Annotated in this window: 25 protein-coding genes, 1 tRNA gene and 1 pseudogene; 17 read left to right on the top strand and 10 right to left on the bottom strand. The window is 71.9% G+C overall.

The genetic code is table 11. The annotated features are described in order from the left end of the window. Positions 1–10: 10 nt before the first annotated feature. From clpS to ABGB17_RS12115, 14 genes are all read left to right on the top strand, one after another. Entirely contained in the window at positions 11–301 is a 291-nt protein-coding gene (gene clpS, locus ABGB17_RS12050) for an ATP-dependent Clp protease adapter ClpS (RefSeq protein WP_347628540.1), read from the top strand. Further along, positions 298–825 carry a DUF2017 domain-containing protein gene (locus ABGB17_RS12055; RefSeq protein WP_347628542.1) on the top strand — a complete coding sequence of 176 codons (528 nt, stop codon included), beginning with the start codon at positions 298–300 and terminating at the stop codon, positions 823–825. The genes clpS and ABGB17_RS12055 overlap by 4 nt, the downstream gene beginning before the upstream one ends. Positions 826–834: 9 nt before the next feature. Continuing rightward, positions 835–1,242, top strand: coding sequence for a M67 family metallopeptidase (locus tag ABGB17_RS12060; RefSeq protein WP_347628544.1), 408 nt, complete (start codon positions 835–837; stop codon positions 1,240–1,242). Positions 1,243–1,352: 110 nt separating this feature from the next. Next, the gene (locus ABGB17_RS12065) at positions 1,353–1,487 is read left to right on the top strand and encodes a hypothetical protein (RefSeq protein WP_347628546.1); all 135 of its coding nucleotides are present in this window, start codon (positions 1,353–1,355) and stop codon (positions 1,485–1,487) included. Positions 1,488–1,598: 111 nt separating this feature from the next. Next, positions 1,599–1,877: a MoaD/ThiS family protein gene (locus tag ABGB17_RS12070; RefSeq protein WP_347628548.1), complete on the top strand. Its 279-nt coding sequence runs from the start codon at positions 1,599–1,601 to the stop codon at positions 1,875–1,877. Between the two features lie 2 nt (positions 1,878–1,879). Then, the gene (locus ABGB17_RS12075; RefSeq protein WP_347628550.1) at positions 1,880–2,827 is read left to right on the top strand and encodes a cysteine synthase; all 948 of its coding nucleotides are present in this window, start codon (positions 1,880–1,882) and stop codon (positions 2,825–2,827) included. A gap of 74 nt (positions 2,828–2,901) precedes the next feature. Further along, positions 2,902–3,693, top strand: a complete 792-nt coding sequence (locus tag ABGB17_RS12080; protein WP_347628552.1) for a thioesterase family protein — start codon at positions 2,902–2,904, stop codon at positions 3,691–3,693. 132 nt (positions 3,694–3,825) lie between these two features. Further along, the gene (gene murI, locus ABGB17_RS12085) at positions 3,826–4,683 is read left to right on the top strand and encodes a glutamate racemase (protein ID WP_347628701.1); all 858 of its coding nucleotides are present in this window, start codon (positions 3,826–3,828) and stop codon (positions 4,681–4,683) included. A 168-nt stretch (positions 4,684–4,851) separates the two neighbouring features. Beyond that, positions 4,852–5,604: an MBL fold metallo-hydrolase gene (locus ABGB17_RS12090; protein ID WP_347628554.1), complete on the top strand. Its 753-nt coding sequence runs from the start codon at positions 4,852–4,854 to the stop codon at positions 5,602–5,604. Between the two features lie 40 nt (positions 5,605–5,644). After that, positions 5,645–6,364 (top strand): ribonuclease PH, encoded by a 720-nt coding sequence (rph, locus tag ABGB17_RS12095; protein ID WP_347628556.1) that lies wholly within the window; start codon positions 5,645–5,647, stop codon positions 6,362–6,364. A 109-nt stretch (positions 6,365–6,473) separates the two neighbouring features. Then, positions 6,474–7,079: an RdgB/HAM1 family non-canonical purine NTP pyrophosphatase gene (gene rdgB, locus ABGB17_RS12100; RefSeq protein ID WP_347628558.1), complete on the top strand. Its 606-nt coding sequence runs from the start codon at positions 6,474–6,476 to the stop codon at positions 7,077–7,079. A 97-nt stretch (positions 7,080–7,176) separates the two neighbouring features. Beyond that, a complete protein-coding gene (locus ABGB17_RS12105) occupies positions 7,177–8,766 on the top strand; it encodes a molybdopterin-dependent oxidoreductase (RefSeq protein ID WP_347628559.1) in 1,590 nt (529 codons plus the stop codon). 148 nt (positions 8,767–8,914) lie between these two features. Continuing rightward, on the top strand, positions 8,915–9,670 hold the full coding sequence (locus ABGB17_RS12110; protein ID WP_347628560.1) for a toxin glutamine deamidase domain-containing protein: 756 nt from the start codon (positions 8,915–8,917) through the stop codon (positions 9,668–9,670). Further along, positions 9,667–9,945 carry a hypothetical protein gene (locus ABGB17_RS12115; RefSeq protein ID WP_347628561.1) on the top strand — a complete coding sequence of 93 codons (279 nt, stop codon included), beginning with the start codon at positions 9,667–9,669 and terminating at the stop codon, positions 9,943–9,945. Before ABGB17_RS12110 ends, ABGB17_RS12115 begins: the two co-directional genes overlap by 4 nt. Positions 9,946–9,967: 22 nt before the next feature. Here the strand turns inward: ABGB17_RS12115 and ABGB17_RS12120 are convergent, their stop codons facing one another. From ABGB17_RS12120 to bcp, 6 genes are all read right to left on the bottom strand, one after another. After that, positions 9,968–12,484, bottom strand: coding sequence for an FtsX-like permease family protein (locus ABGB17_RS12120; protein ID WP_347628562.1), 2,517 nt, complete (start codon positions 12,482–12,484; stop codon positions 9,968–9,970). Positions 12,485–12,486: 2 nt separating this feature from the next. After that, positions 12,487–13,239: an ABC transporter ATP-binding protein gene (locus ABGB17_RS12125; RefSeq protein WP_347628563.1), complete on the bottom strand. Its 753-nt coding sequence runs from the start codon at positions 13,237–13,239 to the stop codon at positions 12,487–12,489. A gap of 182 nt (positions 13,240–13,421) precedes the next feature. Beyond that, complete coding sequence (locus tag ABGB17_RS12130; protein WP_347628564.1) at positions 13,422–14,105, bottom strand: response regulator transcription factor; 684 nt, start codon at positions 14,103–14,105, stop codon at positions 13,422–13,424. Then, positions 14,102–15,280, bottom strand: coding sequence for a sensor histidine kinase (locus ABGB17_RS12135; RefSeq protein WP_347628565.1), 1,179 nt, complete (start codon positions 15,278–15,280; stop codon positions 14,102–14,104). Before ABGB17_RS12135 ends, ABGB17_RS12130 begins: the two co-directional genes overlap by 4 nt. 344 nt (positions 15,281–15,624) lie before the next feature. Further along, a tRNA-Leu gene (locus ABGB17_RS12140) sits at positions 15,625–15,700 on the bottom strand. 100 nt (positions 15,701–15,800) lie between these two features. After that, a complete protein-coding gene (gene bcp / locus ABGB17_RS12145) occupies positions 15,801–16,274 on the bottom strand; it encodes a thioredoxin-dependent thiol peroxidase (protein WP_347628566.1) in 474 nt (157 codons plus the stop codon). 128 nt (positions 16,275–16,402) lie between these two features. Here bcp and ABGB17_RS12150 point away from each other — a divergent pair, with 128 nt between their 5' ends. Then, on the top strand, positions 16,403–16,723 hold the full coding sequence (locus tag ABGB17_RS12150; RefSeq protein ID WP_347628569.1) for a DUF3618 domain-containing protein: 321 nt from the start codon (positions 16,403–16,405) through the stop codon (positions 16,721–16,723). Between the two features lie 236 nt (positions 16,724–16,959). Here ABGB17_RS12150 and ABGB17_RS12155 read toward each other — a convergent pair. From ABGB17_RS12155 to ABGB17_RS12165, 3 genes and pseudogenes are all read right to left on the bottom strand, one after another. After that, positions 16,960–18,151, bottom strand: a pseudogene (locus ABGB17_RS12155) (amino acid deaminase/aldolase). A gap of 33 nt (positions 18,152–18,184) precedes the next feature. Beyond that, on the bottom strand, positions 18,185–19,615 hold the full coding sequence (locus tag ABGB17_RS12160; RefSeq protein WP_347628571.1) for a hypothetical protein: 1,431 nt from the start codon (positions 19,613–19,615) through the stop codon (positions 18,185–18,187). A gap of 174 nt (positions 19,616–19,789) precedes the next feature. Further along, complete coding sequence (locus ABGB17_RS12165) at positions 19,790–20,743, bottom strand: hypothetical protein (protein ID WP_347628573.1); 954 nt, start codon at positions 20,741–20,743, stop codon at positions 19,790–19,792. Positions 20,744–20,908: 165 nt separating this feature from the next. Between ABGB17_RS12165 and ABGB17_RS12170 the strand changes: the two genes are divergently transcribed. Further along, a complete protein-coding gene (locus ABGB17_RS12170; RefSeq protein ID WP_347628575.1) occupies positions 20,909–21,730 on the top strand; it encodes a helix-turn-helix transcriptional regulator in 822 nt (273 codons plus the stop codon). Beyond that, on the top strand, positions 21,720–21,920 hold the full coding sequence (locus ABGB17_RS12175; protein ID WP_347628577.1) for a DUF397 domain-containing protein: 201 nt from the start codon (positions 21,720–21,722) through the stop codon (positions 21,918–21,920). Before ABGB17_RS12170 ends, ABGB17_RS12175 begins: the two co-directional genes overlap by 11 nt. 47 nt (positions 21,921–21,967) lie before the next feature. Here the strand turns inward: ABGB17_RS12175 and metG are convergent, their stop codons facing one another. Continuing rightward, positions 21,968–23,491, bottom strand: coding sequence for a methionine--tRNA ligase (gene metG, locus ABGB17_RS12180; RefSeq protein WP_347628579.1), 1,524 nt, complete (start codon positions 23,489–23,491; stop codon positions 21,968–21,970). Positions 23,492–23,597 lie beyond the last annotated feature (106 nt).

The following is a 23,597-nucleotide window of genomic DNA, read 5'->3' on the forward strand; positions in this document are numbered from 1 at the left end:
GGATGGGAAGGTGGGTAGTACCGCTCCAGCCGAAGTGGCGCGTCCTGAGACGGACGTCCGCCCCGACCTGCCGTGGCTGACCATCGTCTGGAACGACCCGGTGAACCTCATGTCGTACGTCACCTACGTGCTGCAGACGGTGTTCGGCTACCCGAAGGCCAAGGCGGAGAAGCTCATGCTCGACGTCCACCACAAGGGCAAGGCCGTGGTGGCCAGCGGCACCCGCGAGGAGATGGAGCGCGACGTGCAGATCCTCCACTCCTACGGCCTGTGGGCCACCGTCCAGAAGGACTCGGCGTGAGCACGGGCTTCCGCGCGGCGCGGGGCGGCGGCGTCATGATCGAGCTGGACGCCGGCGAGGCGTCGATCCTGCGCTCGCTGGTGACGCAGATCCTCGGCCTGGTGCAGCCGGGCCCGGCCAGTGACGACCCCCTGGAGCGGGCCCTCGGCATCGGCGAGGCCGTGGAGCCGTCGGACCCGGTGCTGGCCCGGCTGTTCCCCTCGGCGTACGCCGACGACGACAAGGCCGCCTCGGAGTTCCGCCGCTACACCGAGGCCACGCTGCGCGACGGCAAGCGCGCCGACGCCGAGACGCTGCTCGACACCGCCGAGCAGGGCCGGGTGGAGCTGACCGGCGAGCAGGCCGAGGCGTGGCTGCGGGCGCTGAACGACGTGCGGCTGGCCCTCGGCGTGCGGCTGGAGGTCACCGAGGAGATCCACGACGAGCTGGCCGAGATGCGCGAGGACGATCCCCGCTACCCCGCGTTCGTCACCTACGACTGGCTGACCTACCTGCAGGACACGCTGGTCCGGGCGCTTTGGTAACTTCCAGGCATGCTGACGATCGCACGGGAGCTGGCCGACAAGATCATCGCCCATGCGTGGGCCGACCACCCGGACGAGGCCTGCGGGGTGATCGCCGGGCCGCTCGGCTCGGACCGTCCCGAGCGTTTCGTGCCGATGGAGAACGCCGAGCGCTCCCCGACGTTCTACCGCTTCGACTCGGTGGAGCAGCTCAAGGTGTGGCGCGAGATGGACGACCGCGACGAGGAGCCGGTGGTGATCTACCACTCGCACACCTCCACCGAGGCGTACCCTTCGCGCACCGACGTCTCCTACGCCGCCGAGCCGAACGCCCACTACGTCCTGGTGTCCACCGCCGACCCCGATGACGTGCAGTTCCGCTCGTTCCGCATCGTGGACGGCGTGATCACCGAGGAGCCGGTCGAGATCGTCGGCTGAGCCGTCCTAGACGCCTCCTAGTGCCGTTCCTAGTGTCGTCCCTAGTGCCGTCCTGGCAGCCCCGGTGGCGGCCATGGGGACGAAGGACGGGAAGCTGTACAGTTGTGTACATGCCGACGATCGACCCGGACATGGCGAGCGCCCCGGTGCGCGCCGGGCAGTCGTCGCCTGTGGCGCTCGTGCCGCCCGTGCAGAACCACCTGTTCGCGCACACGCCCTTCTTCGTCGTCTACGACTGTCCGTGATCGCGCCGGAATCCCCGCCGACCACTTAGTGTTCACAACCGCCGGGTGCCCGGTGACCCCACCGGCGACCGCTGACGACTTTAGAAGACACCGATCGAGGAGCCTGCCGCGATGGCCATCGAGGTTCGCATTCCGACCATCCTCCGTACGTACACCGACGGCGCCAAGTCGGTGAAGGCCGACGGAGCCACCCTCTCCGACCTGCTCGGCGACCTGGAGACCCGCCACCCGGGCCTGCGGGCGCGCATCGTGGACGACGGCGGCCTGCGCCGCTTCGTCAACGTCTACCTCAACGACGAGGACGTCCGGTTCCTCGGCGGCCTGGACACCCCGGTCGCCGACGGCGACACCGTGACGGTGCTGCCCGCCGTCGCGGGCGGCGCGCGCTGATCATGCGTTTCGAATCGCTGACCGGGTCCGTCGGGCACACCCCGCTCGTGGGGCTGCCCCGCCTGTCCCCTTCGCCGGACGTCAGGGTCTGGGCCAAGCTGGAGGACCGCAACCCGACGGGCTCGGTCAAGGACCGCCCCGCGCTGTGGATGATCCAGGAGGCGGAGAAGGACGGCCTGCTCACCCCCGGGTGCACCATCCTGGAGCCCACCTCCGGCAACACCGGCATCTCGCTGGCCATGGCGGCCGGGCTCAAGGGCTACAAGCTGATCTGCGTCATGCCGGAGAACACCTCGGAGGAGCGCCGCCAGCTTCTGCGCATGTGGGGCGCGCAGATCATCTCGTCCCCGGCGGCGGGCGGGTCCAACGAGGCGGTGCGGGTCGCCAAGCGCCTGGCCGCCGAGAACCCCTCGTGGGTGATGCTCTACCAGTACGGCAACCCGGCCAACTGGCGCTCCCACTACGAGTCGACCGGTCCCGAGCTGCTGGAGGACCTGCCGTCCATCACCCACTTCGTCGCGGGCCTCGGCACCACCGGCACGCTCATGGGGGTGGGGCGTTTCCTGCGTGAGCGGGTGCCCGGCGTGAGCGTCGTCGCCGCCGAGCCGAGGTACGGCGAGCTGGTGTACGGCCTGCGCAACGTGGACGAGGGCTTCATCCCGGAGATCTACGACGCGGACGTGCTGACCACGCGCTACTCGGTCACCTCGGCGGACGCGCTGCGCCGCACCCGCGAGCTGCTGTCGGCGGAGGGCATCTTCGCCGGCATCTCCACCGGCTGCGCCCTGCACGCCGCTCTCGGCATGGCGGCCAAGGCCGTCAAGGCGGGGGAGCGGGCCGACATCGCGTTCATCGTGGCGGACGGCGGGTGGAAGTACCTGTCCACCGGCGCCTACGAGGGCACCCTCGACGAGGCGGAGGACCGCCTCGAAGGCCAGCTCTGGGCCTGATCATCGCGCCTGCTCCGGGCCTCCGTTAGGGTGAGGGTCTAGAACAACATTCGGTACGGCCCGGAGCGAGGCGCATGACCAAGTTCGACGAGGCGACCCAGGCCGTCCGGGTCGACGTGACCACCTACGACGTGTGCCTGGACCCGGGTTACGTGGTCGGCGGCCCCCTCAACGGCGGCTACCTCATGGCGGTGATGCTGCGCGCGGCCGTGGACGCCTCGCCGTACGAGCACCCGGTGTCCACCTCCGCGCAGTTCCTGCGGGCGCCCGCCACCGGGCCCGCCCAGGTGCGCCTGGAGCCGCTCAAGACCGGCCGCACCGCCGCGATGGCCCGCGTCACTCTCGTCCAGGACGGCGCCGCCTACATCGAGGCGCTGGTCACCACCGCCACCCTCACCGGCGAGCCCCCCGGCTGGACCGCCGGGCCCCCCGTCGCGATGCCGCCGCCCGAGGAGTGCCTGCCGCTGCCCGAGCCGAAGCCCGGGTCCAACATGACGCTCAACGCCCGCATGGACCTGCGCTTCGACCCGCCCACCGTCGGGTGGTTCACCGGCACGCCCACCGGCCGCCCCGAGTCCCGCGCGTACTTCCGCCTGTCCGAGCCGCAGGACCCCGACCCGTACGTGCTGGCCATGGCCGTGGACGTGCTGCCGCCGGTGGTGTTCTCCGCCGGGTACCGCGGCTGGGCCCCCACGGTGGAGCTCACCTGGCACCTGCGGGCCCTGCCCGCGCCCGGCTGGCTCACCCTGTTCGGCCAGGGGCGGCTGGTCAGGGACGGGTGGTTCGACGAGGAGGTCGAGGTGTGGGACGCGGCGGGGAACCTCGTCGCGCAGGCACGGCAGTTGGCCCGTCTTGGTAGGGGTTGAGGGCATCCGTCCGATGCCGGGCGGAGGATTACTCCGATGTGAGGATTCTTACCGCGAGCGATTGTTCATGGTCCCCTAACCTTGGGCATCATGGTGGACATCGGGAGCGTCGCCCACGCGCCGTGGGTCAGCATGCTGGAATCGTCGTCCGGGCCCCGGCCCCCGGGCCCCGCGGTCGGGGTCTTCGACAGCGGCGTCGGCGGGCTCACCGTGGCACGCTCGATCATCGACCAGCTCCCGAACGAGTCGATCCTCTACGTCGCCGACACCGCCCGCCAGCCGTACGGCCCGAAACGCATCGCGCAGGTGCGGGCGTACGCGCTGGAGGTCATGGACCACATGGTCGAGCACGACGTGAAGATGCTGGTCATCGCGTGCAACACCGCGAGCGCCGCCATGCTGAGGGACGCCAGGGAGCGGTACGACGTGCCGGTGGTCGAGGTCATCCAGCCCGCCACCCGCCGGGCCGTGCGGGCCACCAGGAACGGCCGGGTCGGCGTGATCGCCACCCGGGCCACCATCGAGTCGATGGCCTACCACGACGCGTTCGCCGCCGCGCCTGACGTCCGCATCACGGGGGTCGCCGCGCCGCGGTTCGTGGAGTTCGTGGAGCGGGGCGAGACGATGAGCGACGAGCTGATCGAGGTCGCCCGCGAGTACCTGCGGCCGGTGGTCGAGGACGGCTGCGACACCCTCATCCTCGGCTGCACCCACTACCCGCTGCTCACCGGCGCCATCTCGTACGTGGTGGGCAACGAGGTCACGCTGGTGTCCAGCGCCGAGGAGACGGCCAAGGACGTCTACCGCATCCTGCACGACCGGGGCCTCGCGGCCTCCGCCGGCACCCCCGTCCACCGGTTCCGCGAGACCGGTGACGGCACCCTCTTCGCCCACCTCGGGCGGCGGTTCCTCGGTCCGGAGATCGGCACCGTGGAACGCGCCCTGGTGGGCGACGCCCCAGGCGAAGAGGCGCTCACCGCGCCCAGCTAGCCCTGTTTTCCGCACGAGCCCGAAAGTTCTTGGTCAGATGCTATGTCGTTGTCCGGCACGGTGGGTGATCGGTGCAGGTCGTCGAGGGCGATGTGCGGAAAATGGGGCTGAGAGTCCGCAAGCGGGGCCGACGGTGACCGGCCCGGGTACGTCTTAAGGAGGCCGTTGGTGAAGCTGACGATCGTCGGGTGCGCGGGGAGCTTCCCCGGGCCGGACAGTCCCGCGTCGTGTTACCTGCTGGAGGCGGAAGGGTTCCGGCTGCTGCTCGACTTCGGCAACGGCGCGCTCGGTGTGCTGCAGCGGCACATCGGGCTGTACGACGTGGACGCCATCTGCCTGTCCCACCTGCACGCCGACCACTGCCTCGACCTGTGTGTCTACCACGTGGTGCGCACCTACTCGCCCGAGCGGCCCTTCCCCCGCGTGCCGGTGTACGCGCCCCGCGAGGCGCCACGGCGCCTGTCGGCGGCCTACGGCATGTCCGAGGAGCCGGGCCTGGAGACCGCCTTCGCGTTCGAGGCGCTGCGCCCCGGCACGTTCACCGTGGGGCCGTTCGAGGTGACCGCGGCGCAGATGAACCACCCGGTCGAGACCTACGGCTTCCGCGTCTCGCACGGCGGGCACTCGGTCGCGTACTCGGCCGACACGGGGGAGTGCGCCGAGCTGGTGAAGCTCGCCGCGGGGGCCGACGTGCTGCTGTGCGAGGCGTCGTGGCCCGACCGTCCCGGCACGCCTCCCGACCTGCACCTCAACGGACGGCAGGCGGCCGAGCACGCGGCCAGGGCGGGGGTGGGCACGCTCGTGCTCACCCATCTGGTGCCGTGGTACGACCCGGAGGTCATCCACGCCGACGCCGGCCGCGGGGGCTTCGACGGCACGGTGCGGCTCGCGCGCAGCGGCGAGGTGTACGACCTCGGCTGAGCGGACGGAGGCGCGCCGCGGATGACCTAGGGTGATGCTCATGGCACGCCACGATGGACGCAGTCCCGATCAGCTCAGGCCCGTCACGATCACCCGCGGCTGGCTCCCGCACGCCGAGGGGTCGGTGCTGGTGGAGTTCGGCGCCACCACGGTGCTGTGCGCCGCCTCCGTGCAGGACACCGTGCCCCGGTGGCGCCGGGGCAGCGGGCTCGGCTGGGTGACGGCGGAGTACGCCATGCTGCCGCGTGCCACCAACACCCGCACCGACCGCGAGTCGGTGCGCGGCAAGATCGGCGGCCGCACCCACGAGATCTCCCGGCTGATCGGCCGGTCCCTGCGGGCCTGTGTCGACTACAAGGCCCTCGGGGAGAACAGCATCGTCCTCGACTGCGACGTGCTGCGCGCCGACGGCGGCACCCGCACCGCGGCCATCACCGGCGCGTACGTCGCCCTGGCCGACGCCGTGCGCTGGATGCGCAAGCGCAAGATGTGCCCCGGCGACCCGCTGGTCGACTCGGTCGCCGCCGTCTCGGTGGGCATCGTGGGCGACACCCCGCTGCTGGACCTCTGCTACACCGAGGACGTCGCCGCCGAGACCGACATGAACGTCGTCATGACCGGCTCCGGCGAGTTCGTCGAGGTCCAGGGCACCGCCGAGGGGGTCCCGTTCTCGCGCGGCACCCTCGACTCCCTGCTCGACCTCGCCACCGCCGGCTGCACCCGGCTGACCGAGGTCCAGCGCGAGGCCCTGGCGTCGTGACCCGCCCGGCCTCGTCGCGCGCGGCCGGGACAAATCAGTGGCACCAGGCCGCCGTCGCGCGCCACCCTGGTACCTCCACGGCGCTCACCCCACAGAACGGAGCCTTCGCATGAACAGGGTGGTGCTGGCCACGCGCAACCCCGGCAAGATCGAGGAGCTGCGCCGCATCCTCTCCGAGGCCGACGGCAAGATCGACCTGATCGGCCTGGACGAGTACCCCGAGATCGGTGACATCCCCGAGACCGGCCTCACCTTCGCCGAGAACGCCCTCATCAAGGCCCGCGCCGTCGCCGAGGCCACCGGCCTGCCCGCCGTGGCCGACGACTCCGGCCTCTGCGTGGACGCCCTGAACGGCATGCCCGGCGTCCTCTCCGCCCGCTGGTCCGGCCGCCACGGCGACGACGACGCCAACCTGGACCTGCTGCTGGCCCAGATCTCCGACGTCCCCGACGCCCACCGCGGCGCCCACTTCACCTGCGCCGCCGCCTTGGTCCTCCCCACGGGCGAGGAGCAGGTCGTCGAGGGCGTGCTGGAAGGCGAGATCATCCGCGCCCGCAGAGGCACCGGCGGCTTCGGATACGACCCGATATTCCTCCCCACCGGCGAGACCCGCACCACCGCCGAGATGCCCCCCGCCGACAAGGACGCCACCAGCCACCGCGGCCGCGCCTTCCGCGCCCTGACCCCCCACATCCACACCCTCCTCGCCTCCTGACCCCACGCGGCGGGGCGGGTGGCCGTCCGGGGGCCGGATGCCGGTCGTAACCAGGGCGTAAGAATCACCAAGGGCTGTTGGGCGTAGCGTTCAGGCTGTGGAGAACGTGCAAGAGGCCCGGCGTGGGCAGGTCTGGGCCGGAGGGCTCATCGGGGTCGTGGCGGCGGCCGTGGCCCTCGGGGTCGGGCAGCTCGTCGCGGGGGTGCTGAACCCCAAGGCGTCGCCGGTGGTGGCGGTGGGGGACGCCGCGGTGGACGCCTCGCCCGCGGCGGTCAAGGACTGGGCGATCCGGACGTTCGGCACCAACGACAAGCTGGTGCTGATCACCGGCATCGTCGTCGTGCTGGCGCTGATCGCCGCCGGGCTCGGGGTGCTCGCACGGCGGCGGCCGAGCTGGGCCACGGCGGGGGTGCTGGCGTTCGGGCTCGTCGGCGCGGTGGCGGCCATGGGGCGGCCGGACGCGGGGCCGCTGGACGTCCTGCCGTCCGTGCTCGGCGCCGCCGTCGGCGCCTGGGCACTCAAGCTTCTCGCCCGCCGTACCTGGCGGGAGGCGGACACCATCACCCCGGACGACGCGGACACGGTCACCGAGTACCCACGGGCCCATCCGGTGGGCGAACTCGACCGCCGCGGCCTCCTCACCGGCGTGGTGGCGGGCGTCGTCGTGGCCGGGGCGAGCGAGCTCGCCGGCCGCGGCCTGGCGGCGCGCCTCAACGTCGACCGGGCCCGCGCCGGCGTGGCCCTCCCCAAGGCGGCCAAGCCCCTGCCCGCCCTCCCCGAGGGCGTGGACCTCCGCATCAAGGACCTCTCCCCGTTCACCACGCCCAACAAGGACTTCTACCGCGTCGACACCGCCCTGGTGATCCCGCAGGTGGACCCCAGGACGTGGACCCTCAAGATCCACGGCATGGTCGACCGCCCGGTGGAGCTGACCTTCGCCGACCTGCTCAAACGCCCCCTCTTCGAGAGCGACGTCACCCTCGCCTGCGTCTCCAACGACGTCGGCGGCCCGTACGTCGGCAACGCCCGCTGGCTCGGCGCCCGCCTGGCCGACGTCCTGCGGGACGCCGGCATCCGTTCCGGCGCCGACATGCTCCTCTCCACCTCCTCCGACGGCTGGACCTGCGGCACACCCGTCGACATCGTCATGGACGGCAGGGACGCCATGCTCGCCATCGCGATGAACGGCGAGACCCTGCCGGTGTCCCACGGCTTCCCGGTCCGCCAGGTCGTGCCCGGCCTGTACGGCTACGTCTCGGCCACCAAGTGGGTCACCGACATCAAGGTGACCCGCTTCGACCAGGACGAGGCGTACTGGACCCCACGCGGCTGGTCCCCGCAGGGCCCCGTCAAGACCCAGTCCCGCATCGACGTCCCCCGCGGCGGTTCCACCATCACCCCCGGCCCCACCACCATCGCCGGCGTCGCCTGGGCCCAGCACCGCGGTGTGGACGCCGTCGAGGTCCAGATCGACAAGGGCCCCTGGCAGCAGGCCCGCCTGGCGGACGTCCCGAGCCCCGACACCTGGCGCCAGTGGGTACTGGAGGGCTGGAACGCCACCCCCGGCAACCACACCATCGCCGTCCGCGCCACCGACGCCACCGGTTACACCCAGACCGACAAGTACGCGCCCCCCGCCCCGGACGGCGCCACGGGCTGGCACTCCGTCCTGGTCGTCGTGAAGTGACCACGGCCGGAGCCCCAGCTTCCTGCCCGGTTCCCCCGCCCGAGCCCCTCGGTGGTGCCTAGCATCGGGCCTTCGACCGGGACGATTTTCGGGGGGAACATTGTCCAGAGCCGGTCACGGGGGCGCCTCGCGGCACACGCCCACAAGCGTGATCTACAACCCCGTGGTGACATCCGACGGCACCCGCTGGCGCGACTACGAGATCGCGGCCGACCTGCCCGCCGCGCCGCCGGCCGGCCGTTTCGAGCGGCGGCACGCCCGGCCCTCCGGCTACGGGGAGCCGCCGGACTGGTTCGACCGCCCCGACCGCCCCGCGCGCCTGGACACCTGCCGCGTGTACGGCGTGCCAGGGGGCTTCGCCTGGCCGGACCCGCAGGTCCAGCGGGACCTGTGCCAGGCGGTGGCCGACGGTGCCCGCTTCCCCGACCCTCGGGGCACGTGGCTGCGGCTCGTCAACGGGGAGGGCCCCGGGGAGGACCCGTTCCGCGCCACCAACGCCCTGGACTGCGCGCTCGCGGTGGTGTCCACCTGGCACGGCGAGCCGGTGGTGGCCGCGCCCCGGCAGCCCGAGTACGACCGCGTCGGCCGCCCGTCCCTGCGAGGCGAACCCGGGGGCGCGGCCCGTGCCGAGCGCTGGCTCGGGCACCGCTTCGAGTACGTGGGGCAGGGACGGCGGGCGTACACACTGGTGTCGCACCGCGTGGAGGCCGCCGGCCACGGCGCCGCCGCCGTCCTCATCACCCGCTGGCCCTCCGGGGGAAGCCACGCGTCCAACGCCCTCAACGCGGCCGGTGAGGTGGTCTGGGCCGACGGCCAGCGTGGCCACACCTCCCTTGAGCCCCCCGCGGGCCCGGTGGCCGGTGTCTTCTGCGTCATCACCGACCGCTCGGGCCGGCGCCGATGAGAGAGCTGTCCCCCGCACAGGCCCGGGCACTGGCCGAGGAGTACCTCAACGGCGCACTCCCCGCCGAGGAGGCCACCGAGGTAGGCCTGCACTCCTTCGCGTCCGGCCACATCGCCTGGGCCCGCCCCTCCGACCCCCCCGACCCCGGCACCCTCCCAGGCACCATCGGCGGCGCCTGCGTGGTCATCGACCGCCACACCGGCGACCTGACCATCCACCCTCTCCTCAACCCGGAGTCCATCGCCACCCAGTGGCCCGGCCCACACCCTCGCTGAGCGCCGGGCCACCGCGGCCGGGTCAGTCGGCGGCCAGGGAGCCGACGATCGACGTGCGGGCCGCTCGGCGGGCGGGGAGTACGGCGGCCAGGACGCCGGCCAGGCCGGAGAGGGCGATGAAGGACAGGACCTGGGGGAGGGGGACACGGAACAGGGTGCCTTCCACGAGGGATGTGGTGGCGGCCCAGCCGAAGACGATGCCCAGGGTGACGCCGACGAAGGCGCCGATGAGGCCGAGGACCAGGGCTTCCAGGGAGAGCATGCGGCGGAGTTGGGGGCGGGTGAGGCCCAGGGCTCTCAGGAGTGCCGACTCGCGGGTGCGTTCGTGGACCGAGAGGCTGAGGGTGTTGGCGATGCCCAGCAGGGAGATCAGGATCGCCAGGCCGAGGAGGCCGGTGACGATCACCAGGAGCATGTCCAGGGCCTGGGCGAACTGGCCCTTGATCTCGGCGGCGCTGAGGACCCTCGCGGTGGGGTACGACGCGGTGGCGGCCTCGACGGCCCTGCGGGCGGTGGCGGTCGCGACGCCGTCCTTGGCGTTCACCAGGACACGGGTGTCGCCCATCGTGCCGTAGTAGCCGGTGAAGGCGGCGGCGGGGACGACGACGTCGGGCATGGGCATGGTGTCGTCCTCGAACAGGCCCGCGACCCGCACCCGTGCCGGGCCCGCCTCGGGGGTGTCCAGGATCAGGGTGCCGCCGGGGCGGACGGCGAGGGTCTTGGCGACGCGGTTGCCCACCACGACCGCGCCGGGGACGAAGTCGCGGCTGGAGCCCTCCAGCAGGACCGGCGTGAACGGGCCGGCGAACGTGCCGACGAGCACCGGCCCGCGGTGCCCCTCGACCTTGCCCTCGGTCTCCTTGACGCTCACCACCGAGCTCAGCTCGGGCCGGGTCCGCAGGCCCTCCGCCAGGGACGACGGCAGCGCACCGCCGTCGCGGTCGGCGCTGCTGTACTGGGCCGCCACCATGAAGTCGACGGGGAACTGCTGGTCGATGCGGGCGGTGAACGTCGCCCCGACGGTCGCGGTGATCACCGAGATGAGGGTCACCAGCGTCACCCCGATGGTCAGCGCCACGGTCGTGGTGGCGGACCGTTTGGGGTTGCGCCCGGAGTTGGTCACCGCGAGCCGGCCGGGCACCCCGCCCAGTTTGGCGGGCAGCCACCCGGCGACCGCGCTGAGCGGCCGCACCAGCACCGGGCCGAGGATCAGGACCGCGCAGAACGTCAGCACGCCGCCGGCCATCACGACGAACAGCGCGGCCTGCCCGGCTTCCATGATGACGCCGGCCGCGGTGACCCCGCCCCCGGCCAGCAGGAACAGCCCGGCGAAGATCATGCGCAGCACCCCGGCGCGGAACGTCTGCTCGTCGCTCTGGGTGCGCAGCGCCGCCACCGGCGCGACCCGGGTGGCCGTACGGGCGGGCAGCAGCGCCGCGGCCACCGTGACGAACAGCCCGATGGCCAGCGCGATCGCGATGGTGCGCGGCTCCGGCCACAGCCCGGCCGACGGCACGTCCTGGCCGAAGGCGCGCAGCAGCGCCAGCGCACCCGCGCCGAGTCCCACCCCGGCGAGCAGCCCCAGCCCGGACGAGATCAGCCCGACCACGACCGACTCCAGCAGCACCGACCCGAAGACCTGCCGCCGGGTCGCGCCGATGCACCGCAGCAGCGCCATCTCCCTGGCCCGCTGCGCCACCAGGATGTTGAACGTGTTGTAGATGACCAGGGCGGCCACCAGCATCGCGACCAGCCCGAACATCAGCAGGGCGAACATGACGACCTGGGCGTCCGTGCCCGCCGCCCTGGCGAGCTGCTTGCCGAGCTCCTCGCCGGTCATGACCTGGAACCGCCCGCCGAGCGCCGCCGACACGGCCGGCACCAGCGCGCCGGGGTCCGTTCCCTGCGCCGCCGCGACGTCGATGCCGGCGAAGGCGGACCGCCCGGTCATGGCCCGCGCCACCTCGGGGGTGTACCCGAGGGCGCCGGTGTAGGCGAGCTGCTGATCCACCCCGATGTCGAACAGCCCCACCAGGCGGAAGTCGTGCCGGGCGCCCTTGTGGTCCAGCACGGTCACGGTGTCGCCCACCGCGAAGCCGCGGGTCTTGGCGGTGTCCTCGTCCAGGATGGCCTCGCCGTCGCCGGCCGGCGCCACCCCCTTGGTGATCGTCGTGCGGTTGAGCCGCCCGGGGGTGACCGAGACGGCCGCCGTGGCGGCGTCGCCGACGGCCTTGCCGTCCTTGCCGAGGAGCGCGGCGTCCCCGCGCACCAGCCCGTGCGCCTCGGCGACGCCCGCCACCCCGGTGACCTTGGCGAGGTCCGCGGGCAGCACCTTGGCGGCGTTCTCGCCGGTGCGGGGCCGCACCGCGACGTCCACCTTGCTCGCCGAGGCGGCCATGCGCTGGTCGAACCCGGCCCGCATGGTGTCGGTGAGCACGAAGGTGCCCGCGATGAACCCCACGCCGAGGGTGATGGCCAGCGAGGTGAGCAGCAGCCGCAGCTTGTGGGTGCGCAGCCCCGCGAGCGTGGTCCTGATCATCGTCAGGCCTCCAGCTTCACGAGGGTGTCCAGCACGGTCTGCGGGGACGGCGCCATCAGCTCGGTGACCAGCACACCGTCACGCAGGAACACCACACGGTCGGCGTACGAGGCCGCGACCGGGTCGTGCGTCACCATGACGATGGTCTGGCTCAGCTCGCGCACCGACGCCCGCAGGAACGACAGCACCTCGGCGCCGCTGCGCGAGTCGAGGTTGCCGGTCGGCTCGTCCGCGAAGATGACCTGCGGCTTGCCGATCAGGGCGCGGGCCACCGCGACCCGCTGCTGCTGCCCGCCGGACAGCTCGCTCGGCCGGTGCTTCAGCCGGTCCCGCAGCCCCACCGTGCTGATGACGGCGTCGAACAGGTCCTCGTCCGCCTGGCGGCCCGAGATGTCCAGGGGCAGGCGGATGTTCTGCTCGGCGGTGAGCGCCGGCAGCAGGTTGAACGCCTGGAAGATGAACCCGACGCGTTCGCGCCGCAGCAGCGTCAGCTTCTTGTCGTTCAGCTTGGTGATGTCCACGTCGCCGACGCGCACCTCGCCGGCGGTCACCGTGTCGAGGCCCGCCAGGCAGTGCATGAGCGTCGACTTGCCCGACCCCGACGGCCCCATGATGGCGGTGAACGCTCCCGTGCCGAACGCGACGTCCACCCCGCGCAACGCGTGCACGGCGGTGTCACCGGTGCCGTAGACCTTGGTCACCCCTCTGGCGGTCACGGCGGCCGTGGTCTGGGTCTCTCTGCCGGTGAGGGTCACGATGGCTCCCTGAACAGTACGGATCTCATGGTGATCCCACGCTATGAGCGCATCGGGCCGGTTACCTGAGCCTTGGGAACGGGCTCTCGATCAGCCCACGGTGGCGTCCGGCGCGCCGGTTGCGACCGGGGAGGTACCGGGTCTCCGACTCAGGGCTGATCCCGGATCCTCCCCGGGACGTGTCACACCTGGTCGGAGCCGGGACGGCCGAGCGGCTTGATCAGGCCGGTCTCGTAGGCGTACACGACGGCCTGGGCGCGGTCGCGGACGCCGAGCTTGGCGAGCACACGGCCGAGGTGGGTCTTGACGGTCGCCTCGGCGAGGGTGAGCCGTGCGGCGATCTCGCTGTTGGACAGGCCGCGGCCCACCAGCACCAGCACCTGCCGTTCGCGCGCGGTGAGGTCGGCCAGCGGGCCCCCGGACGCGGACTCCGGGCCGGGCAGGTGGGCGGTGAAGCGCTCCAGCAGGCGCCGCGTCGCGCTCGGCGCCATGACGGCGTCCCCGGCGTGCACCGAGTGGATGGCGCTCACCAGGTCCGACGGCGGCACGTCCTTCAGGAGAAACCCGGACGCGCCCGCCTTGAGTGCCGCGTACGCGTAGTCGTCCAGGTCGAACGTCGTCAGGATGAGCACCTTCGGCGGGTCGGGCAGTTCCCTGATGCGCTGCGTCGCCTCCACCCCGTCCATGTTGGGCATGCGGACGTCCATCAGCACCACGTCGGCGCTCACCGTGCCGACCAGCGCCACCGCGGCGGCCCCGTCGGCGGCCTCACCGACGATCTCCAGGTCCGGCTGGGCGCCGAGCACCATGCGGAACCCCGCGCGCACCAGCTCCTGGTCGTCCACCAGCACGACCCTGATGCTCATGCGGCCCTGCTCACCGGCAGCCGCACGTTGACCTGGAACCCGCCGCCGGGCACCGGGGACGCGCGCACGCTGCCGTCGTACATCGCGACCCGCTCGCGCATGCCGATCAGCCCGTGCCCGTCGATGCTGCGGGGTGCGGCCGCGCCGCGCCCGTCGTCGGTGACCTGGAGCAGGACCTCGCGTCCGCTGTACGTCATCTCGACCCGGGCTCTGGCGCCGGGGCCGCCGTGCTTGAGGGTGTTGGTGAGGGCTTCCTGGACGACGCGGTAGATCACGAGCTGTTCGCCCTCCGGCAGGTCGATCGGGGTGCCGCCGACGCTGAACTCTACCGCCATGCCGGAGCGGCGCACCTGGGCCACGAGATCGTCGAGTTGCGCCACGCCCGGCTGCGGCGCGTAGTCCTCCTCCTGGCCGTCCTGCCGCAGCATGCCGACCAGCCGCCGCATCTCGGCGAGCGCCTGCCGGCCGGTGCGGGAGATGGTCTGCAGGGCCTGGCGCGCCTGCTCGGGGTCGGTGCCGATGGCGAACCCCGCGCCGTCCGCCTGGACGATCATCACGCTGACGTTGTGCGCCACCACGTCGTGCAGCTCACGGGCGATCCTCGCCCGCTCGGCGGCGGTGGCGATGCGGGCCTGCTGGTCGCGTTCCCGCTCGGCCCGCTCGGCGCGCTCCTCCAGGCTCTCCAGGTAGCGGCGCCGCGTGTTGGCGTAGATGCCGGCGATCCACGGGCTGAGCACGAAGAACGAGCCGGAGATCACGGCGATCGGCTGGACGGCGACCTCCCAGCGGACCAGCGCCAGGATCAGGCCGAGTTCGACGACCGCACCCGCCGCCACCGCCCACCTCAAGGCGCAGCGGGCCGCCACACCGTACATCGCGACGAACACCGCGAGGTTGGCCGGGATGGGCTGGACCCCCGCCAGCCACTGGCCGAAGCACACCAGCGCGATGACCGCGAACATCTGCACCGGGCGGGCGCGCCGCCAGATCAGAGGGACCAGGAGGGCGGCCGACAGCAGCACGTAGCCCGGGATGCCGAGCGCTCTGCCGCCGGGCGACATCGACCCGGTGTACGCGGGCAGGGCCAGCGCGCACAGCAGGAGGAGGGGGGCGATGGCGAGGCCGTCGACCAGTCTGCGATGGCCTGACCCCCACGCGCGCACTCTGCCGAACACGTCACCAACACTACGTTCGGCCCGGTCACGGACTGTCCGTCTGGAGAGGGATCTGCGGCTACGACCCAGGTCGTACACAGGACAAATGCCCTTACACCCCTCTTACGCCGCATGCGGGATAGTTCTTGCAGGGAGCCACCCTCGGGTGGATAAAGGGAGACCGCGATGCGGGTCGACGCCGACGGGTCGCGTGGCAGGGGGAGAAGCCACGCGGCCCGGGAGACCTCGCCCGCCGCGTCTCCGCCTCTCCTGGCGCAGGAGCCCCATGCCCAGCGGGCCCTCAGCGCGAAGGCCGCCCCCAGGTGGTGGGGGCGGCCTTCGCTACTTCTCCAACGACAAGGACCTGGTGGGGTCGGTGGGATTCGAACCCACACTGTCAGGTACCTAAAACCTGTGCCTCTGCCATTGGGCTACGACCCCGCGTAGGCGTTCGCCATCCTAATTGAGCATGGGCGGCACCCGTAGCGACTGGCGTGGTGACCGTTAGTCCAGGTCCGGGGTCATCCTGCTGGCTCCCGGCTCAGTTGATGCCGAGCTCCTTGCGCAGACGGGCCACGTGGCCGGTCGCCTTCACGTTGTACATGGCCTTCTCGATCCTGCCGTCCGGATCGATGACGAACGTGGACCGCAGCACGCCGAGGATGGTCCTGCCGTAGTTCTTCTTCTCGCCGTACGCGCCGTACTCCTGGTGGACCTTCAGCTCCGGGTCCGACAACAGCGGGAACGTCAGCGCGTCCCGCTCGGCGAACTTCGCGAGCTTGGCCGGCGTGTCCTTCGACACCCCGAGCACCACGACCCCCGCCGCGTCCAGCGCCGACAGGCTGTCGCGGAAATCACAGGCCTGCGTGGTGCACCCGGGCGTCATCGCCGCCGGGTAGAAGTAAAGGACGACCCGCTTGCCGCGGTAGGAGTCGAGGCTGATATCCGTGCCGTTCGAGTCGGGCAGCGTGAAGCCGGGGGCGGCGTCCCCTGGTTCGAGTCTGATCTCAGTCACGCCAGCCAACTTACGGCACGCGACACCTGGCACGCCCACCGTGCCGCACGGTGACCGGACCTGACAGACTGATCGCTGCAAACACGGCACGCCGGACGGGGCGGCGACGAGGAAAAGGGGATCGAGTCATGGCGGACACCGATCCAGAGGCGCTGGAGCGGAACATCGAGCGCACCCGGGCGGAACTGGCGACCACGGTGGACGCCATAGTCAACCGCGTGAGCCCCAAACGCGTGGCCTCCCGCCAGATGGCCAAGGTCAAAGCCACCGCCGACCACCTCCTCACCTCCACCCGCGACCTGATCGCCCCCCCACCGGCCTACGGCGACCTCACCGAGGACCCGGCCGACCAGCCCCCGCCGTCCCTGGCCCCCCTCCTGATCGGCGTAGGCGCGGTGGTAGCGGTGGCCGCCACCATCACCCTGTGGCGCCGCCGCCGCAGGCGCTGACCCCCGCCCCCAGACCACCACTCCCGTCGTCCGGCCACCACTCCCGTCGTCTGGCGCCACTGCTCCCGGGTTGCGGCCGTCGGTCCCGGGTTCTGGCCGCTGGCCGTGGGTTCCGGCTGTCGGCCCCGACGCAGGCTTCCTGCTCCCGCACCTCACGGCCCTTGATCGGCGCCGCGACGGCGGGACGTCGTACGGCGAATCCGGCGCCGCCGTACGGCGGTTCACCCGGGGTGTGCCTAAAGGAATGCCTTTCCCTCGCCTCGATAAGTGGGAACGGTGCCCACCACCCGGTCGCCCTCCACCAGGTGCAGACGGTCGAAGCGTTCGCACAGTTCCCCGGCTTTGGCGTGCCGGAACCACACGCGATCGCCGATGCGCAGGTCGTCGGCGGCAGGCCCGAGCAGCGGGGTCTGGACCTCGCCGGCACCTTCGCGCGCCTCGTACCGTAGCCCCGCGGGCAGGTACGGCTGGGGCAGCCGTGACGCCCCAGGAGGACCGGAAGCGGGATGCCCCCCGCCGAGGACCGTCACCACACCAGGTCCGGGCCGCCGCACCACGGGCATCGCGAACAACGCGGCGGGCCGCCCGGCGAAGCCGCGGTAGAAGTCGAACAGGCGCGGATGGTAGAACCCCGACCCGGCCGTGAGCTCGGTGACGGCCTTCTCCCGGGTGGTCTTCTCCAGGGAGCCGGTGCCACCGCAGCCCGTTGACGAACTCCAGGTCGGCGACCTGACGTACCGCCCGCACGATGCGGCCCCGCCGGATCGTCAGCTCCCGCCGTGACCGCGCCTGCGTCCACCGCAGCAGATGCCCGTACACCCCGGGCACCCGGTCCCCGACCCCGGCGATCTGCGCCTCGTACGCCATCACCCCGACCAGCCGGAACCCCGGCCGCTTGGCGATGAGCCCCGCCAGATCGGCCGCCTGCCCGGGCTCGCGCACCGAGGACCGCAGCACACCGGCCCGCAGCCGCCCCCCGAACGCGACGAACGCCGCGTCGACGTCCAGGCACACCCGGATCTCCCGCCGCGGGGCGACCCCGCGCACCGCGTCGTCGATGAGGTCCAGGTGCTCCTCACAGTCCACCATCACGCAGACGGCCTCGGCGGCCCTGCCGTCCCCCGCCAGTTCGGCCAGCGCCGCGCGGTCGGCCGTGGGGTAGGCCACCAGGATGTCGGTGAACCCGCCAGAGGCCAGCCACAGCGCCTCAGGGAGCGTGAACGCCATCACCCCGGCGTACCCGTCCGTCTCCAGCACCCGCCGCAGCACCTCGCGGCTCCGGATCGACTTGCTGGCCACCCGGATGGGCTTCCCCCGTGCCCGCAGCGCCATGGCCAGGCCGTTCGCCCGCATCGCCTCCAGATCGACGATCGCGAACGGCGGCTCCAGGTCCGCGGTTGCCGTGTCGTACCGCTGACGATCGTCCATACCCGCAGCGTAACCCGCCCAGCTAACGCGAGCCTAGGTCATGTTTCCTTTGCGGCGTCGCCCGGTGTACCGCAGCCCCTCCCCGAGCAGCGGCCCCGTCTCCAGGGACGCCGTGGTCGTGACCTCGGGGCCCGGCCCGGACGGGCGCGCCGCCCGCCGTCCGAACGCCAGCCCGGCCGCGACGCACGCCACCGGGATCACCGGCACCACGTACCGATGGTCGAACGCCGCGATCAGCGGCGGCACCACCAGCAGCACCACCGCGGACACCCACGGCAGCAGCACCGGCGCGCCGAGCCGCCGCCACCGCCGCACCACCCCCGCCAGCCCCAGCAGCAAGATCGCCGCCAGCAGCGGCCCCCGCACGTACCCCTGGGTCTGGTACGCCCGCAACCACCCCGCGTACGGCTCCACCACCGCCGTGTCCCCCCGCGTGCCCTGGTAGGCCGCGGTCAGCTCGGGCGCCGACTTCCCCCCGGACGCCTCCTTGTCGTCGAAGGGATCGACGGCCCGGGGGAAGACGTACGCACTCTGCGGCCCCTTCGTCGGGTAGACCCGACGCGTCCACTCGAAAGCCCACAAAGCATCCCCGACCCCCGTGCGGAGGAAGTCGAGCGGCTGCGCCAGGATCGCCTCCCGCGCGAACCGCCCGCTCAGCCGCTCCCGGTCCGCGTCCTTCTCCACGGCCGCCAGCGGCGACTCCGCGTCCCAGATGTACTTCGGCGGCGTGAGCCGCGGCCCCGTGGGGCACAGCACCCGCTCCTCACCGGTCACCCGCATCTTCGAGCAGTCCGCGAAGGACATCGTCCGCGCCCACAACCACACGTTGCTCTGCCCGAGGCCGTACGACCCGTGCACGCTGTGGAACCACACCGCGTACCCACCCACCCCGAGCACCGCCACCAGCCCCGTCGCCGCCACGGCCCGCCACCCTGCCCGTCCCAGCACCATGCCGGCGAGCACCACGACCACCACCGCGAGACCCACCGTCCGCGTCAACGTCGCCGCCGTCAGCAGGGCCCCCGCGAGCACGGCCGCCCACACCGGTGGCCTCCGCCACCAGAGCACCACCGCGATCCCGGCCGTCACGAGGAACGTGAACAGCAGGTCGGCCATCACCAGGTGCTCAAGCTGCACCATGTGCACGTCCAGCAGGACGGGAGCCGCGGCCAGTGCCGCCCCCCACCCCGGCAACCGCCCCCGCCGCCGCACCACCGCGTAGACCAGCACCCCCATCGCCAGCCCCAGCAGATGCTGCGCCACGGTCACCGCCGTGAAGCTCCGCAGCGGCCACAGCCCCCACAGGAACAGCGAGTAGCCCGAGGGCCGCGACTCCAGCGGCTGCGGATCCACGCCCGCGTTCACGTAGACGAACGAGTCCGCCCAGAACCACAACGCCGGCCGGTACCCCAGCTCGGCGACCACCCGCAACGCGACCCCGCCCAGCAGCGGGAGCACGAACACCCAGTGCTCCCGCCAGAACCCCGGCGCGCGCCGCCCCGCAGCCGCCGCGGACCTGGCGGCAACCGTAGGAGCAGCACCCGGTCCCACCTGAACCTCCTGACGCCGACGCCGGGATCCCTCATGCTAGGCGTCTGCCGTCACCCCGTCCGCACCGCCGTCGAACTCTCAGAGAAGTCACCAGATGAGACCGAGCGCGCGGATCGCCCGCGAGTAGTGCCGGGAAAGCTCGGCGTCGACGCGGTCGGACGCGTCCTCGCTGAGCAGCTCCTCCCGCCCGTGCCGGGAAGCGCCGTCATCGCAGACCGCCGCGGACCGCCGGATCTCGGTCACGGCCGCCCCCCGCAACGCCGCCGCCTGGAGCGGCGCGAGGAAACTCCTGCTCGCCATCAGCTCGGCGAGCCGCGCCTTCTCGACGTCCGTGACGATGCCCCAGGCCGGCGCGGGGCGCGGCGCCACGTCGCGGACGAGCCGGAGCAGTGCCCGCTCCAGCAGCAGCACCGGCCAGCCCAGCACCGTGCCGAGCACCTTGTCCAGCATCCCGGCCGCCTCGTAGGACCCGCGGGGCGCCGCCGCCCCGAGGATCGTCGCCATGTACATGTGCGTCTCCCCGCGCGCCGCGAGGATCTTGCCGCTCCGGAACGTCTCCCGCCACTGCGCCAGCGTCCACAGGGCCCCGCCGGCCACGACCCCGTCGTCCTTCGCCTCGCCGTAGGCCCTGACCAGGAGCACCACCCGCTGCCGCGGAGGCAGCGCCAGCCACAACGGCAACCCGACCAGAAGCACCGGCCGCCGCCCCCACCCCACCCGCAGGTACTCGGCCCCGACCGCCAGATCGTCCACCGCCACCCCCACCGGAGCCGGCACCCCCACCGCCCCGGCCACCCGCTCCGCCACCCCGTACAACTCCGGCGCCGCCCCCCGCTCCACCACCTCGGCGTCGGCCGGCAACCGCCGCGGCTTCGGGAACAACAACCCCCCGATCAGCAGAAGCAGCCCGCCACCCAGCCAGGCGAACAGGGAACCGGGGTTCGCCCCGATCACCCAGCCCCCTGACAAGATCCACATAAGCGTGAACGCGTGCACCCCCACCGCAAGAACCAGAGCCGCGGCTTTCTTTATGACTCTCATCCGAATAACTCCTTCCTCCAGCGAAAGAACGTGCCTTCTGTGAACTCCGCCGCACCGGACCGGCGGCAGCGGATACTCTGGGTAATGGATCGGCAACATTCCGTACCCACAATTCCTGTGGGCAGCCCCGTGAACCGCCAAGGTAATCCAGATGGCAGGAGAAGAATGTCCACCGAACGGTTGGATCCCTACGAATCCCCGCGCGCCCTCTTCGCCTACGAACTGCGCCGCCACCGCCAGGCCGCCGAACTGACCCAGCGTCAACTCGGCGAACGCATGGACTACTCCGACTCGTTGATCAACATGGTCGAGTCCGCCAAACGCCCCCCGACCCGTCGTTTCGCCGAACTGGCTGACCGCGCCCTGGGCCTGGACGGCGACATGGTCCGCCTCTACACCGCGACCACCTGGAACAAGGCCCCCGACTACCTCCGCCCGTGGCTGGAGGAAGAGGAGGACGCCACCTCCCTGCGCACGTGGCAACCATCGATCGTCCCCGGCCTGCTGCAGACGGAGTCCTACGCCCGGGAGATCCTGGCCACCTGGCCGAGCATCACCACCGAGGAACTGGACGAACGGCTGGCGAACCGCATGCAGCGCCAGTCGATCCTGACCCGCGAGAAGCCACCCGACCTCAACGTCTTGATCGACGAGGACGTGATACGGCACCCGATCGGTGGTGCCGCCGTCATGCGGGAACAGCTTGAGCACCTGCTTCGGATCGCCTCCCAACCGCATGTGGTGCTGCAGATGGTCCCCTACGCAGCACGTCCGCACTGCGGGCAAATGGGAGGCTTCGTCCTCGCCGAACGAAATGGCGTCGCTTATGCTGCGTTTGCGGAAGCGCAACCAGTCGGCCGCACTTTCGACGATCGTCGGCTGATCGCCGGCCTGGTTCGCCGGTATGACGCCATCAGAGCCGAGGCCGTGCCTGTCAAACAGTCACTCCGACTCATAGAGGAAGCGGTGGACCGAATTGGCGTATGACCTTCGGAATGCGCAGTGGCGGAAGAGCAGCTTCAGTGGCGACTCGGGTGAGTGTGTCGAGGTGGCATCGAATCTGCCCGGGGTTCGCCTTGTCCGTGACAGCAAGGACCCGGCCGGGCCGGTTTTGGCCGTCTCTACCGAGGGGTGGTCCGCGTTCGTGCGCGAGGTGAGAGCGACAGTTCTTCGTTGACCCGTGCGTGCAGGTCGCCGATAGCGGCGGCCTGCACGGTTCCAGTGTCACGGCTCCGGGGTGGTGAGCTTCCGGAAGATCGGCCTGGGGGTGGGGAGGCGGCCGTTCACGGGGGTGCACTGGGTGGCGATGCGGGTGGCGGCGTCGGGGAGGAAGGGGGTGAGGAGGTCGGCGGTGGTCCGGCAGGCGGTCAGCAAGGTGGTGAGGGTGGCGTCGAGGTACAGGGTGGCTTCGGGGGTGCCGGTGCGTTCTGATTTGGCGAGGTCCCAGGGGCGGATCTGGTTGATGTAGCGGTTGGCTTCGTCCACGACGGTCCAGAGGGCGGTGGTCGCCTTGCGGAAGTCGGCGTCGGTCAGGGCGGTGTCGATCCCGCCGGGGGCTTGTGACAGGGCCTTGGTGAGGGCGGTCGCCACGGGGGCGGGGGTGGGGGACACGGGGATGTTCCCGTCGCGGTAGCGGTGGAACATGGCCACCACGCGGTTGACGAGGTTGCCGAGGCCGTTGGCGAGTTCGTCGTTGGCACGGGCCACCAGGCGGGTCTCGGTGAAGTCGGCGTCGCCCACCTTGGGGACCTCGCGCAGGAGCCACCAGCGGACGGCGTCGGTGCCGTAGGTGTCCACCAGGGTCACCGGGTCCACGGTGACGGCGCCGGACTTGCTGATCTTGTGGCCGCCGGCGGTCAGGTAGTCGTGCACCAGGAGGTCGGTGGGGAGGGGCTGGCCGGCGGACAGGAGCATGGCGGGCCAGTAGACGGCGTGGAAGCGCAGGACGCCCTTGCCGAGGAGGTGGACGCGGCGGGTCGCGCCGGTCCACCAGCGGCGGTGGTCATCGGCGCCGGTGCCGTAGCCGAGAGCGGTGAGGTAGTTGCCGAGGGCGTCCCACCAGACGTAGATCACCTGGGTGGGGTCGCCGGGGACGGGGATGCCCCAGCCGCGGGCGCGTTCGACGGACCGGGAGATGGAGAAGTCGGAAAGGCCCGCCGCGATGAAGGCCAGCACCTCGTTGCGGCGGCCCTCGGGCTCGATGCGCAGGGCGCCGCCGGCGATCAGCTCGTGCAGGCGGCCGGCGTACCGGGACAGCCGGAAGAACCAGTTCTCCTCACTGACCCGCTGCGGCACGGTGCCGTGCTCCGGGCAGCGCCCCTCATCCAGCTCGGCCTCGGGGAAGAAGTGCTCGCAGCCGACGCAGTACAGCCCTTCGTAGTGCCTGCGGTACAGGTCCCCCGAGTCCCGGCAGGCACGCCAGAACCTCTCCACCCCGATCCGGTGCCGGGGGTCGCGACTGGTGCGGATCACGTCGTCCACCGACAGCGACAACGGCCCGGCCAGCCCGACGAACGCGGCGGCGTTGCCGTCCACGAACTCCTGGACACCCACCCCGGCGGCCTCGGCGGCCAGCACGTTCTTCAGCGAGTTGTCGTCCGTCCCGGTCTGGAACCTGACCCGCTCACCCCTGCGCCGGTGATGCCGGGCCAGCACGTCGGCCTGCACGAGCTCCAGAGCGAAGCCGAGATGCGGCCGCGCGTTGACGTACGGGATCGTGGTGGTGATGTACGTGTGCGGTGACGTCATCGGGGACCTCCCGGTTGTGACCGGAGCTCCGACCCGCGCACATGAATCGAGGCCCCGTGTGCAGGGCCTCGGAGAAGAACGTCCGTGCGTGCGTCAGCGGCCCCGT

Source organism: Sphaerisporangium sp. B11E5 (genome assembly GCF_039871875.1).
GTDB lineage: Bacteria > Actinomycetota > Actinomycetes > Streptosporangiales > Streptosporangiaceae > Sphaerisporangium.